General features: G+C 37.5%; 13 protein-coding genes and 1 pseudogene. 5 read left to right on the top strand and 9 right to left on the bottom strand.

Translation table 11 applies throughout. From position 1 onward, the window contains the following. Window positions 1-113 precede the first annotated feature (113 nt). Window positions 114-821: a DUF421 domain-containing protein gene (locus tag IHV12_RS11685; RefSeq protein WP_197190992.1), complete on the top strand. Its 708-nt coding sequence runs from the start codon at window positions 114-116 to the stop codon at window positions 819-821. Between the two features lie 26 nt (window positions 822-847). Here IHV12_RS11685 and IHV12_RS11680 read toward each other — a convergent pair whose 3' ends face one another. Continuing rightward, on the bottom strand, window positions 848-1,189 hold the full coding sequence (locus IHV12_RS11680) for a VOC family protein (protein WP_197190991.1): 342 nt from the start codon (window positions 1,187-1,189) through the stop codon (window positions 848-850). Between the two features lie 95 nt (window positions 1,190-1,284). Between IHV12_RS11680 and IHV12_RS11675 the strand changes: the two genes are divergently transcribed. Then, window positions 1,285-1,794 carry a TetR/AcrR family transcriptional regulator gene (locus IHV12_RS11675; protein WP_197190990.1) on the top strand — a complete coding sequence of 170 codons (510 nt, stop codon included), beginning with the start codon at window positions 1,285-1,287 and terminating at the stop codon, window positions 1,792-1,794. Window positions 1,795-1,887: 93 nt separating this feature from the next. Here the strand turns inward: IHV12_RS11675 and msrA are convergent, their stop codons facing one another. Further along, window positions 1,888-2,412, bottom strand: a complete 525-nt coding sequence (gene msrA / locus IHV12_RS11670) for a peptide-methionine (S)-S-oxide reductase MsrA (protein ID WP_197190989.1) — start codon at window positions 2,410-2,412, stop codon at window positions 1,888-1,890. A 149-nt stretch (window positions 2,413-2,561) separates the two neighbouring features. Here msrA and IHV12_RS11665 point away from each other — a divergent pair, with 149 nt between their 5' ends. Continuing rightward, window positions 2,562-4,400 (top strand): terpene cyclase/mutase family protein, encoded by a 1,839-nt coding sequence (locus IHV12_RS11665; protein WP_197190988.1) that lies wholly within the window; start codon window positions 2,562-2,564, stop codon window positions 4,398-4,400. On the opposite strand, the gene IHV12_RS11660 is transcribed toward IHV12_RS11665, so the two are convergent. The 3 genes from IHV12_RS11660 to IHV12_RS11650 form a co-directional block, all read right to left on the bottom strand. Continuing rightward, a complete protein-coding gene (locus IHV12_RS11660) occupies window positions 4,394-5,509 on the bottom strand; it encodes a GerAB/ArcD/ProY family transporter (protein WP_197190987.1) in 1,116 nt (371 codons plus the stop codon). The genes IHV12_RS11665 and IHV12_RS11660 overlap by 7 nt on opposite strands. A gap of 147 nt (window positions 5,510-5,656) precedes the next feature. After that, entirely contained in the window at window positions 5,657-6,868 is a 1,212-nt protein-coding gene (locus IHV12_RS11655) for a Ger(x)C family spore germination protein (RefSeq protein WP_197190986.1), read from the bottom strand. Continuing rightward, window positions 6,865-8,367 (bottom strand): spore germination protein, encoded by a 1,503-nt coding sequence (locus IHV12_RS11650; RefSeq protein ID WP_197190985.1) that lies wholly within the window; start codon window positions 8,365-8,367, stop codon window positions 6,865-6,867. The genes IHV12_RS11655 and IHV12_RS11650 overlap by 4 nt, the downstream gene beginning before the upstream one ends. 228 nt (window positions 8,368-8,595) lie before the next feature. Between IHV12_RS11650 and IHV12_RS22660 the strand changes: the two are divergent. After that, window positions 8,596-9,294 (top strand): annotated as a pseudogene (locus IHV12_RS22660) (GntR family transcriptional regulator). Continuing rightward, window positions 9,284-9,907, top strand: a complete 624-nt coding sequence (locus tag IHV12_RS11635; protein ID WP_231618145.1) for a sterol desaturase family protein — start codon at window positions 9,284-9,286, stop codon at window positions 9,905-9,907. Before IHV12_RS22660 ends, IHV12_RS11635 begins: the two are co-directional and overlap by 11 nt. Before the next feature lie 52 nt (window positions 9,908-9,959). Here IHV12_RS11635 and IHV12_RS11630 read toward each other — a convergent pair whose 3' ends face one another. The 4 genes from IHV12_RS11630 to IHV12_RS11615 form a co-directional block, all read right to left on the bottom strand. Next, the gene (locus IHV12_RS11630; RefSeq protein WP_197128000.1) at window positions 9,960-10,517 is read right to left on the bottom strand and encodes a cysteine dioxygenase; all 558 of its coding nucleotides are present in this window, start codon (window positions 10,515-10,517) and stop codon (window positions 9,960-9,962) included. A 140-nt stretch (window positions 10,518-10,657) separates the two neighbouring features. After that, window positions 10,658-12,151: an amidase gene (locus IHV12_RS11625; protein ID WP_197190983.1), complete on the bottom strand. Its 1,494-nt coding sequence runs from the start codon at window positions 12,149-12,151 to the stop codon at window positions 10,658-10,660. 85 nt (window positions 12,152-12,236) lie between these two features. Further along, on the bottom strand, window positions 12,237-12,470 hold the full coding sequence (locus IHV12_RS11620) for a hypothetical protein (RefSeq protein ID WP_197190982.1): 234 nt from the start codon (window positions 12,468-12,470) through the stop codon (window positions 12,237-12,239). A 199-nt stretch (window positions 12,471-12,669) separates the two neighbouring features. Continuing rightward, entirely contained in the window at window positions 12,670-13,494 is an 825-nt protein-coding gene (locus IHV12_RS11615) for an EcsC family protein (RefSeq protein WP_197190981.1), read from the bottom strand. Between the last annotated feature and the right edge of the window lie 93 nt (window positions 13,495-13,587).

Here is a 13,587-nt window from a genome sequence, read left to right as displayed (position 1 = left end):
ATTCTGTGCGTTTTTTTTTTATAACTCTTAACAATTAAATCGACTTAAATCACAATAAGTTGGATAAAAAGATAAGGTAGTATTTAAATTGTTGTTTCAGGGATGTGACCTACTTGAATCCTTATGTTGATGTAATTATTCGATCTATCATTGCCTTTTTTTCTATATTTTTTGCTGCTCGTATTTTAGGCAAACAAACCGTTTCAAGAATGACGATCTTTGATTTTATCGCTGTCGTCACGCTTGGTTCTGTCACTGCAAACTTAGCATTTGCCTTAGAAGTAAAAGCGCGTTATATCTTTCTCGTGTTCTTCATCTTTGTTCTTCTGATCTATCTTTCTGCATTTCTTTCCTTAAAGAGTAAAAGAGCTCGCAAATACGTAGCAGGAGATCCTACTGTCGTTATTGAGAACGGAAAAATATTAGAGCATAATATGAGGAAAATGCGTTACACCCTTGATTATTTAAATCAGCAACTTAGGCAAAAAGATATTTTCTCCATAGACGATGTAGACTACGCACTCGTTGAGAATAACGGACTTCTCTCTGTAAAGAAAAAAGAAGCGCACCTTGCTGTCACCCGTAAAGACTTACATATCTTTAAAGAAGAAGTGAAGCTCCCCATCGAGTTGATGATGGATGGTGAGATTCTACTGAACAACTTAAAAGAGAATAACATCTCTAAAGAATGGCTGTTCTCGGAACTCAAGAAACGTAATCTTACAATTGAAAGTGTAGTTTATGCACTACTTACTAGCAACAATAAACTGTATATAGATATCCATGACGATAAACTACATTCTCCTATGGATGTTGAGTAAACACTTCCTGAATTAACAACGTGTTTTTATCGTTTTGACATATCAATAATTCTAATCGGATTTCCTGAATCATCTGTGAAAATAGCATATCGTCCCGGCGGGATATCACATGGTTCTTTAACAAAGCGAAGAGAGTTTTGGTTTTCTTTGAAGTATTCATCCACACTATCTACTAAGAACACACTTCCAGGGCCAAATTCACGTTCGAATTCATCATCTTCTAAAAGAATCTGAGTTTCAGTGTTTGTCTTAAACGATACAGTATGATCTCCTTCTCTCCATGCCTCGTCCATGCCTAATTTATCCCTATAAAAAATGACCGCTTTATTCAAATCTTTAACTGGTTGAGAATGAAAAACTAGTTTCATATAAACATTCCTCCAATTCCATATTTTTACACATAAATGATTTACGTAAATCGTAATTCATTTACGTTATCTTGTCAACATGGTAAAATAACCACATGAAATCAAATATACCAATTCCAGGATCAGCGAGAGAAAAAATATTACAGGAAGCTATTAAAGCATTTGGTACTCAAGGATATGAAAAAGTAAATGTCCAACAGTTAGCCAAAACCACAGGTGTAACAACAGGAGCTCTTTATCATCACTTTAGTAACAAGTTAGAATTGTATAAAGTTGTACGGGAAGAAATAGAACGAAGAATAACAAGCAGAATGGAGGCTGCTGCTGAGGTTCATGAAGATTCATTATCATCTCTTAAATCTTCTATGATTATCGGATTTAACGCGGCTGTTAAGTTAAATGTATGTACACTTTTAAGCGAACCTGACGTTAGCTTAAATCAAGATCTTTTTGCTGTACTCTTTAATGAAATAATGAATGAAGATATACCAGGAATAGAGGTACTCCTTTCTTCCCTATTGCGAGCCGCATTGAAAAATGTATCAATCGGTATGTCTCCTGAGGATGCTAAGCAAGCATTGATATGGTTTCTTGAGAAAATATAATTATCTACTCAAATGTTCTTGTTTGTGTATCTCAAAAAAGAGACTTTCAAAAAAGTCTCTTTTATAAGTTTACATAATAATATTACAGTCCTCTTATTTCCAATTCTGCTCAATGAAAGTGTCTCTGCCTGAAGTTTCGCGCTCTTCTTTATATGCTTTTGGGTTTTTCTTATAAAAATCTTGATGATATTCTTCAGCTTCATAAAACACGCTTGCTGGTAAAATTTCTGTTACGATCGGCTTTTTAAACTTTCCGCTTTCTTCTAAATTCTTTAAAGATTGTTCGGCAAGTTCTCTTTGTTCTTCCGTATGATAAAAGATCGCCGTTCTATATTGTGTTCCTCGGTCGATAAACTGTCCTTCATCATCCGTTGGATCAATTTGCGGCCAATACAGATCTAACAATTTTTGATACGGAAAAACCTCCGGATCAAATGTGATTTGAACCGCTTCACGATGCCCGGTCTCACCTGTTTTAATCTGTTCATAGGTTGGGTTGTTAAGTTCTCCACCTGTGTAACCAGATACGATACCATGAATGCCAGGTAGCTCATCGAACGGTTTGACCATACACCAAAAGCAACCCCCTGCGAATGTTGCAAGCTGTTTATTATTCAAACTAATTCCTCCTAAAAACAAAAACTCAATTCATAAAAAGATTTTATCGTGATAATTCAAAAAAGAACAGTGATTGCACTTACCTGTTCATAGGATAACCTATATACGACATACACTGTAAGCACTATGGATAAAGTGCGGTGAGGAATTTGAATTTTAATTTTAATGAAATTGAATCTGAAATTTATAAACGGTGTAATGAGCTTCTTTCCCTCCAAAAAACGGATGGAACTTGGCGTTTTTGTTTTGAGAATTCTGTGATCACAGATGCGTATATGCTCATTTTATTACGAACCATAGACTACAAAAATGAAAACCTTATTAAAAGGATAACCGATCGAATCCTTTCCAAACAGTCTCACGATGGCTTATGGCGTATATATCCTGATGAGGAACCGGCGAATTTGTCAGCTACGATCCAAGCCTATACAGCTCTTTTGTATTCAAAGCTCCCTCCACACACTGAAGAATCACTTCAAAACGCCAAACAATTCATTATAAATAATGGTGGATTAAAAAATGCTGACCTTTTAACAAAAGTCTTTTTAGCTATGAACGGTTTATATCACTGGCCAGAGCTACCAATCGATCCAGCCATTCTCTTTTCACTGCCTCTTACTTCTCCCATTAACCGTTATGATATCAGCAGCTATGCTAGAGCCCACTTTGCTCCTGTTCTGTTAATGATTGAAGGTAAAAAGAAACTAACTTCAAGCTACACACCTGATCTATCAGTATCATTAGGAAAATCAGATCAAGGTTCCAACATTGAAGATTGGATAAATCTGTTCTCCTTGTTGAACATTAGAGAATCATACATGAAGACGAAGAAAGAAAATATACTTTCATACATTCAAAACCATATCGAACCTGATGGAACACTTCTTAGTTATGGGTTAACCACTATTTTCATGGTGTACGGTCTGCTTTCAGAAGGATTTGATACATCATCACCGGTTATTCAAAACGCTCTGAACGGGTTGATGAATATGTTTTGTGAGGTAGATGATACGTTGCATCTGCAGAATTCACCATCCACTACATGGGATACGTCTCTCATGCTTTATACATTGCTTGAAGCGGGTGTTCCACATACAAACGCACACGTATTAAAAGGAGCAAGATTTCTACTTACACAACAGCAGAATAAATATGGTGATTGGTCTGTTCATAATCCTGATGCAATCCCAGGAGGCTGGGGCTTTTCTATAGGTAATACGCAGCACCCAGATCTAGATGATACTCAAGTGTCACTCCGTACCACTGCGCAATACTGTCGTACCCACTCTTCTTATTATTCAAGCTATGAAAAAGGGCTTGGATGGCTTCTATCTATGCAGAACGATGATGGCGGATGGGCAGCCTTTGAAAAGAATACAAATCGGTATTTAATCGGAAGCCTACCCATAAAGCACGCAAAAGACGCTCTAGTTGACCCGTCCACTCCGGATATTACAGGCAGGACTTTAGAGTTCTTAGGAAATTACCATGGCTTGAATCAAGATCATCTCTCAATAACAAAAGGTGTGAACTGGCTACGAGCCAATCAAGAATTAGATGGTTCATGGTATGGACGATGGGGAGTTTGTTATATTTATGGGACATGGGCTGCCGTTACAGGTCTAATCGCCTGTGGCGTTCACAAAAATGATAAAGAAATTCAAAAAGCGAAAAACTGGTTGCTATCGATTCAAAATGAAGATGGAGGTTGGGGCGAGTCTTGTGAGAGTGATACGAAGAGAATGTATGTTAGCCTAAACAAAAGTACACACTCTCAAACAGCTTGGGCGCTTAACACATTAACGGCTATCTCGGACCAGCCTAATCTCAGTATGAAAAAAGCTGTTAATTGGTTGCTAACTAAAAAGAAAGAAGCCAGCTATCCAACAGGAGCCGGCTTACCTGGCGCTTTTTATATCCATTACCATAGTTATGATAAAATCTGGCCGTTACTTGCGCTCTCTCACTATTATAGAAAATACTATTGAGTGGAATCATCTGCATCCTGATCCATATTCTTATCCTTCTTTCGCAAAATACCTATACCTAACACAACAAGTAAGATCAGATATAAAGTAAACCACCATAATGTCCAATTTCTCCCTACAAAATCTGTAAATTCCATTGCATTTGAGTGGTTATGGTTACTCAACGCCCATATTAATAATCCGGCTGGAAGTAAAAAGGGATGATAGTTCGGAAACTTAGATAGATGTTGTAATCCCTTTAGTGCTGTAAATAGACAAATGACAATCTTAACAAGAATTCCAAATATCCATACAACACCAATGATGACCTCTACTCTCTCAAAAATATTGATGATTGAAATATCTCTCATCAACTCATAAGTAGGATAACTTTGCCGTTTAACCATATAAGCTCCTTCAACACCTACAGCAATAAATACGGTTAAGATAAGAGCTAATCCTCCAAACAAGATTCCTCCCAGATAGTTTTTGGAGAGTTTTTCTTTGTTTTTCACATATGTGAGAACACTTCCTAAAAGAATGATCTCGATGAATGGAAATCCAGTCGTCGTATATGCACCTTGTGAGATTTTTAACATCCCTTGTTCGAAAAAAGGCTGCAAGTGTGAAAATCTGAACTGATTCGTAGTCAGGGCTAACGAACAAATGAAAAAGAGAATCATAAAAGGCGTTAAAAACTCATTTACACGACCAATGTTATTCAACCCATAAAAGCAGGAATATGCTGCAAGTAGAATAATCATAATCTGAAAAGTCCATGGACTTGACTCTGGTATAACATTTGAGATCATAAAGTTACTAAGGTTTCTAACCACATAGGAAGCTAAATGTAGAGCATAAAAGATGATGATAATATTTAATATCGTCCCAACTACCTTACCTCCAGCTACTTCAGTGATACGAAAAATAGAGCGAAACTGGTACCGTTTCAGAATCAATATCCAAATTATGTTTAAGGTCAAACCGATTATTACCGCAAATAACATAGAAATCCATGCATCCTGAGCAGAGAAAAAGGCGGTTAAATTAGGTGCCATTAGCAAGGAACTACCCATTATAAAACTGATTACGATTAAAACAAGCTGCCATCGATTTATAGTATGGTTCATGTTTATCCTCCAAACATCAGTTTATATAGTGGTGAATATATAGCATTGATCCATTTTGAAAAAGGAAGCCAGTGTCTATTGGAGAGGAATGTTGCCAAATTCAACATTGAGAAGATCCAAAAAGTTGTAAGTGTAATACGATAGGGTTTATTTTTGCTCATGAATGGTTTCCACCCTCGCTCCTACAGATTCAAGTTTTATGGATACATTTGTTTCTAGTTCCACATCGGAAAACTCTTCTTTCCAATTTTCTTTGTATTTCTTCCAGACTTCAGGATGCTTATTATAAAGTAACTTCCCTAATCCAAAAACATCCGTCTTTTCTTTCTGTGCCTTTTTCACCGTGCTTTTTATATGACGTGCTAGCTCCTCATTTACTCGTTTTTCCATCTCAATAAGGGTCCTTGGATCACCAACATCGACTGCACATGTCACTTCTTGTAGAATGGCTTTCCCTTTTACATTTACTACATATTTCAATTTTCCATTTGTATAATGTACATTTGTTTTCGAGTCAACGTCTTTTACCATAAATCCTACGTTACCTTTTTGACTATCACATTTGTGACTCAAAATAAAGATATCCTTTACTCTTTGATTGATAATAGACCAACCTCTCGTTTGATCATTGTTCAACCAGGTCACCATTTTTTCTTTGTTGAAGACAGCCAGTCCAGTAATTCGATAAGTTTTATCATTTGCATTTATATTTTCTAAATTGGATGTTTCGCTTTGACTATCATTTATCTGAACAATTTCTACGCCTTGAATGACCGGATCCCTAAATTCACCATATCGCCAACGAACGACATCTTTCTCCTTAATTCCATCTGATATACCAGTAGAGGTGGCAGCTAAGCGCACTCTGTTCTTTAATGATTCACCAGGGTTCTTAAAGATTGGCGTATAAATAGAGAGAATATTTTTGGCAGTCGAATTTTTTGCAACAAACATGATGAGATTATCCCGAACTTCATGGTTTCGCTCCATAAAATCAAATAATGGAGCTAACCCTTCAGTCCTTGCATATTTTTCACCAATAATGACACTTGTAATATGTGAAAAAAGCAATTTTCGAGGTAAAATGTTTCTTCCTTTTTCAACAGCATCATAAAGGGTCTCACCTGAAACGGTATACGTGTAAACCGATCCCCCAGATCCTCCTGATGGTGCACCACCTTGCCCACCTGCTGTGCCTCCTGGATTCACCACTTGAAAATGAACGATCGTTTTATTCTTTTTATAGTCCACACCAATAGAGGATACAATTAGGAGTTCGTTAAGCTCTACTCGACCAGCACATCCAGATAGTATCAATGAGAATGAGATGATTACAGCAACTATATTCCATCTCCTCATGATTTTTTTACCCATTTTCTATGCAGTTTCGTTTGTGTCCACCATAAAGGTAGACGGAGTAGGCTGTCTTTTTGTTTTCCCGATTGAAACGGCGCTAACGGTGAGAAGTAAGGTTTTCCCATGGACGTTAGCGAACATAGGTGGATCAGTAGACCAATCATGAAAAAAATCATTCCAAAAATGCCTGTTGTTGCTGCTAAAATCATTAGTACGAACCTTAGCAAACGTGCAGCACCACTAAACCCATAATAAGGTGAGACGAAGCTTGAAATTGCTGTCAATGAAACGACAATTACGATAGCTGGGGAAACAAGTCCTGCGGCTACAGCAGATTCACCGATTACAATCGCTCCTACAATCGAAACAGCAGAACCAATTGGACGGGGCATTCGAATACCGGCTTCACGCAAGATTTCAAAGATTGTTTCCATAACAAGTGCTTCAACGAATGCTGGAAACGGTACACCTTCTCTTTGAGCGGCTAAACTTACTAGAAGATTAGTGGGAACCAACTCTTGATGAAAGGTAGTGACAGCAATATATGCCGCCGGAAGTGCTAATGATATCATGAAAGAGATAACCCGAATCACACGAATAAAGCTTGAAAGATCAAAGTGATGGTAATAATCTTCAGCCGCTTGGAAAAAAGATATAAAGGTTGTTGGTGTGATAAGGACAAATGGTGTACCCTCGAACATGATTACAACGTTACCTTCAGATAGTGCTGCAGCTGCTACATCTGGTCGTTCTGTAGATTGAAAGGTAGGAAAAGGAGAGTATCCGTTCTCATCGATTAATTCTTCAAGCATTCCACTTTCGAATATTTTGTCAGTGTTTAGATTCGATACCCTTTTTATCACTTCTTGTAAGACTTCTTGATCGACCTGGCTTTCCAGATAGGAAACTAAAATCGTTGTTTTCGTTATTTTTCCTACTTCAAACGGCTTAAAGCGTAAAGTAGGGTTTGAGATTCGGCGTCTCAGCAAGGTTGTATTGGTCTGAAGCGTTTCAATAAATCCTTCACGTGGACCTCTTACCATTGTTTGTGCTTCAGGTTCTTCTACACCGCGTGTCTCCCACGTTTCAAGGGGAATAGAGTATGCCTCTGTCATCCCATCTACAAAAATAATGACCTGGCCTTTTAAGACAGGGGTTATGATCAAATCGAAATGAGGACATGGACTTATCATTGCAGAAACTTCTGTTTGATGTATAAGTTCTTTCGGTTGTAACGTTTTATTTGCTAGTTGTGTGCGTTTTATAGGCTCAATAATGGATAATTCAAGTTGTTGTTTGTTGATCAATCCTTCGATGTAACAAATGCCAAAAGGAATAGGCATCTCTAAAAACTCTACGATTTTTACATCGATACTCTCTCCCAGAATGTTCTTGATTTCTGCTACATTCGTCTTTAGATCAGAGGATACATGAAGATGGTCATAATTTTCAGTTGATGAAGAGGAATCGTGACGTTTTCTTTTGAAAAATTGCTGGCTCATCTCTTTCCCTCCTTCTAAATCATTGATGTTCTCAGCTTTTGTAACTGCCTTCTGTTTTATACAGGCTAGGTAAATGGCAAGACACAAAAACCACCTGCATCTAAGGACAGGTGGTTTTTAGAATCATGATTGATTTTGAATAATGTCATGAAACTCAACTGCATTCATATATTTGGTAATACCAACATCAATAATTGGTATTACCATAAGAATGAGGTGTAACTTACCATGAACAAGCGTTCTTCCGAAATGATTGGCCAACAAATCATCCAATCCATTCTACAAGGAAAGATAGAAATTCATGAATCAATCCCTTCTGAAAGAGATTTATCATCGATTTACAATGTAGGAAGACCAACAATTAGAGAGGCTTTGCAGCGATTAGAGCGGGATGGCTGGATCGTTTTTCACAAGGGAATGCCAGCCACGGTAAATGAATATTGGAAACAAGGAAACTTAATGACGATCGTTACCATTCTTCAACTGCAAGACGAAATTCCTGATGAATTTATTGTGTATATGCTTGAACTTAGGGTTTCTTTAACCCCAACATATATAAAAGATGCGGTTAAATATAACCGAGTAAAACTAATATCTTTGTTTTCATCTCTGGATGAATTGAAAGATGAACCAGCTTCATATGCTCTTTTTGATTATCATCTGCAGCAAGAAATGGCTTAATTATCTCCTAACCCGATCTATTGCCTAATCCTGAATAGCTTTAAAGATGTTTATTACAGAATGGCACTCCAATACTTCGAAGATTCCTCTTCTCGATCGTTATCTAAACAGTATTACGTAGCCCTGTTAGAATCAATATTAATCGGTGACATTGAAGGAACTGAAAAAATAACGCAATCCATGATGGAAGATAGTCTAAATCTTTGGAAGAAAAAGATGAATGGAGGAAAGAACAATGAAGAGTAAAGGAATATATCGAGATTTTTTCTTGCATTTTGATATAGTAGTTATGATAATTATTTTCTTCTTAATAACCAGCTTTCTGTTTACGATGAACCTTACGACAACAGTTCTACTTTTCTTTCCACTAGGTATTTTGATTTACATGTTCAGCGAATATCTCACGCATCGTTTTTTCTTTCATATTAAAGCACCTAAAAATACAATTCTGTTCAAATTAATAAAGAGATTACACTATGATCATCATAAAAAGCCAAATGAATTAAAGTTGTTATTCCTGCCAATTTGGTATAGCATCCCTAGCCTCTTTCTTTTATCCACCCTCTTTTTTTTCTTCACACAAGCAATTCAGTACACCTTGTCTTTTTCTATCGGTCTTTTATTTATGTTTTTCGTCTATGAATGGAAACATTATGTGGCTCATAGGCCGCTGAAACCGAAAACCAGGTTTGGCAGATGGATTAAGAAGACACATACTTTGCATCATTATAAGAACGAGAACTATTGGTACGGCGTTTCAACTCCCTTTATCGATGTATTGTTTGGGACGTTAAAGGATGAAAAAGAGGTGGAATTGAGCGATACTGCTAAAGACTTAGAAAAAAGGAGTAAAGAGTGAATAGAAAAAGTCCAATTAAACTTTTCCTTTAATTGGACTTCGTATCAGTTACTCAAGAATTCAACTGTATCTCTTTTAACTTTTGTCGCTGCTCATCTGGCCACCATGCTCCGCAATCATCAGAGACGATACACACTGAACATTTTTCAAGATCATATACTTTCATACCACTAATGGGTGGCGAATAGAGGTGGAGTGTGACAAGAGCGCTATTTTCTTCAGCCTTCATCTTATGGATTCCTCTTTTAGGTGCGTAGAAAATCTGGTCTTTAGTGTGAGTCGATGTAAATAATTCAGAAGGCAACCCATTTTCACTAATCTCATAAACAGTATTTTCGGAAGAACCACTTAGCACTTTGATCCATCCTTGAGAAAAACCGTGATCATGCGGAGCACACTCTAATTGTGACCAATTCATTACCAATAATTCTACATCTTCGTTCTGATATAACAGCTTTCTATAATACGGTTTACTCTCTGAAATTTTAAGTTCTGTTTGAACATCCTCGAGCTCTATATTTAAAGAAATCAACGCTGTCTTGAGATCTTCCTTTGAAGGATCGCTTAATAAGTCGAGTATGTTCATTGACTTTTGAATCGTTCTCACCATGTTACCTCCTTCTAAAGTTTATTAAGAATGAAAGATAGCGAAGAACCCCTCTTATTGTATGAACATGAACTTGCCACTTATGTGAATGATAGTAAATTTTGTTCGCTAATAAAAAAATCGCCTAGCAGGTGCTAGACGATTTAAAATAAAGGATTTTGACGCACATCTATCCAATGTTCCGATTGTTCAAGCTCTCCAGCTAATTGCAGCAACAAATTCTCGTGACCTCTTGCCGCAATGACCTGCACTCCTATCGGTAGTCCATCTTCTGTAAGATGCATCGGAACGGACATAGCCGGTTGTCCAGTCAGATTCGCCAACTGAGTGAAAGGAGTTCTAGCAAGATTTTTTCGAGCAATCTGATCGACGATTCCTGCCTTTTTTAATAACCCACCAAGACCGGTTCTACCAACAGTACGAATAAGAAATTGTTCAGAAGCGGTCGGCTGAAGTTCTCCAATCATAGCCGGGGGAAAAGCCGTCGTAGGCGTTATGTAAAAATCATAAGTTTCATGAAAGGTCTCCATCTGGAGAGCTGCAATATCCCATTCTCTAATACTGAGTACAAATTCTTCTGCTGAAGTTGCTTTTCCTAGCAAACCAAGCAGCCAAGTAGAAGGTTCTACATCTCGGTAGGTCACTTTTCGGCCAAGAATACTTTCTAGAGACGTTAAAGTAGCCGCCGTTTCACCAAAGTACATTGTTAAATAACTTTTTGCTAGCTTAAGCCCATCAACAGGAGCATCAACTTCTTCCACATCGTGCCCCATAGACTCTAATATTCTTGCAGAATTAAGCACTGCATCTCGACATTCAGGATGAACTTCTGTTTTGATCGGCGATGTAACAGAAAAAGCAATTCTTAACTTCCCATCAATTGGAGTACTAGAAGCATCTAGGAAACTGCCTTTATATTTTGGAGTATAAAAGGCACCTGCTTTCTCATGACCATGCAATTGATCCAGCATGGCAGCACTGTCTCTAACGGTTCGTGTTAGGACGTGTTCAGCTGACGCTCCTTGCCAGGAACGGCCTAAGTTAGGACCGACGGGGGTTCTTCCTCTTGTTGGTTTTAATCCAAACAAACCACAATAAGATGCCGGAATTCGAATGGAACCACCTCCATCATTAGCACCGGCAAAAGGAACCATACCAGAGGCGACAGCAGCTGCTGAACCTCCACTTGAACCGCCAGGCGTATGTTTCAGATTCCATGGATTCCGGGTTGGACCGTATTGAACGGGTTCGGTATAAGCGACTAACGCAAACTCCGGAACGTTCGTCTGGCCGACCAATACAACGCCAGCTTTTCTTAATCTTCGTACATATTCAGAATCTATCTTTGCCCGGTAAGAAAGGAAAGCTTTCGAGCCAGCAGTAATCGGTTCACCTTCCACCTCTTGTGAAATATTTTTTAACAGCGTAGGTACACCTGAAAACGGTCCACTTTGTTCATTGTCAGCCATCACCCGTGCCTTTTCATACATCGTATTTATAACAGCATTGATTTTCGGATTTAGAGTATCAATCCTTTTGATGGACTCTTCAAGCAGTTCAATCGGCTGGACTTCTTTTTTTCTAACTAACTCTGCAAGCCCTAATCCATCATAATCTTTGTAATTGAACCCTTTCATCTACTTCACTCCTGAACTTTGATGAGTATGACTTAAAAATCATTGTTTAATAGAATTTGTTTCATCTCAAGGAATTGAAGTCATGTCATGCTTTACGTTCATTACTCCTTTTGAAATTACCGGTTATTTTAGCCATAATCAGCTGTTCTGCCATTTCGCTGTCTGCTGCTTTGATTCTATTTAAAAACTTTTCTGCTTCCTTTCCTTTAAGAATTTTCACTTGTTTTCCGTAATAATCTAAAAATACGTTGTGCTCTTTTGTTTCTCGATAACTAAAAGGTTTTTCTTCTAATCGATTTCTTTTATCAATATGTTCCACGTTTCCTTGTCACCTTCTTGAGTTCTATTATTTACATATATTTCTTATGAGATTACATGTACTCTTCAACATACACGTTCATTAGTCCTTCTAAACTGAAATACGATTCTCTATGGTTTGTATACTAGATGACCAGACTACAAAAAAAGACATTTTCTAACGTAGTAGAAAAATGTCCTTTCCGTATATTTCACTTTTACTAATTTTGCGATTCAACGATAGGGTTAGAAGCAGAATTTAGTCTTTCTACAATCCTTCTCTTTTGGTAAAGCATGGTTCCTGTTTCTGCAAGATCACTGATCATTGAACGATTGGCGAATGCTCCAAATATAATTCCTGCTATAGGTACCATCTGAAACAGCTTTTTCCAACCAAATGACTCTGTAAATGTTAATGTGACCTCTCTCCATCCTTGTATTTGAGAAACGACTTCTCTTGATTTCATTTCATCCTTACTGATTGCAGCAAGTTCATTAAGAATCGCTTCTTTGCCTACATAATCAGAAGTAGAAAATTGGAGGCATTTTAAGATATAGACTCGTTCTTCCTTATTATTTGGATCATATCCGTGTATGATCGCGATTTCTTGTAAAGTTTTTAAAGAGATTGCTAATATAGCAGGTATATCAATCGCTAGTGTGAAGATACCTCCAATTCCAGTACTGGCTCCTTGTAGAGTTGCAGCACTTTTTCGTTTATTTGCAAGCTCAAAGGAAACGTTCTTCATTTCTTCAACGGGTATGGTTTTAAAGTCGGCTAATTCATGTATCGATCTACCTGTTTGTTTTTCGAAGAACTGAAAAACCGATTGCTCTTTAGATAGATATTGACCACCGTTTTGTATGTATCCACCAATCTCATCAAGCAGTGTTCCAATCTTATTTTGAATGAATTTTGGTGTCACTTTATCTAGCAGCTTAAACGGTAGGCGAGTAATTCGCTCCCAGAACCATAACCCTTTTTGATCTTTTTCCCATTTCTCGATCTGTTGAAGTTCTTTTAATAAATACTCTTTCGATTCCATCGTTCTTCATCCTATCTATATGTTCATACCTATTGTACGCTGTGTGCTAGATTTAGTTTCAACATTGAAAAACCGTCTAGAAGCTATTTCTAG

It is taken from the genome of Fictibacillus sp. 7GRE50, assembly GCF_015903875.1.
Lineage (GTDB): Bacteria > Bacillota > Bacilli > Bacillales > Fictibacillaceae > Fictibacillus > Fictibacillus phosphorivorans.
Note: the sequence above shows the minus strand (reverse complement) of the source record. Positions and strands in the feature narration are given on the sequence as shown.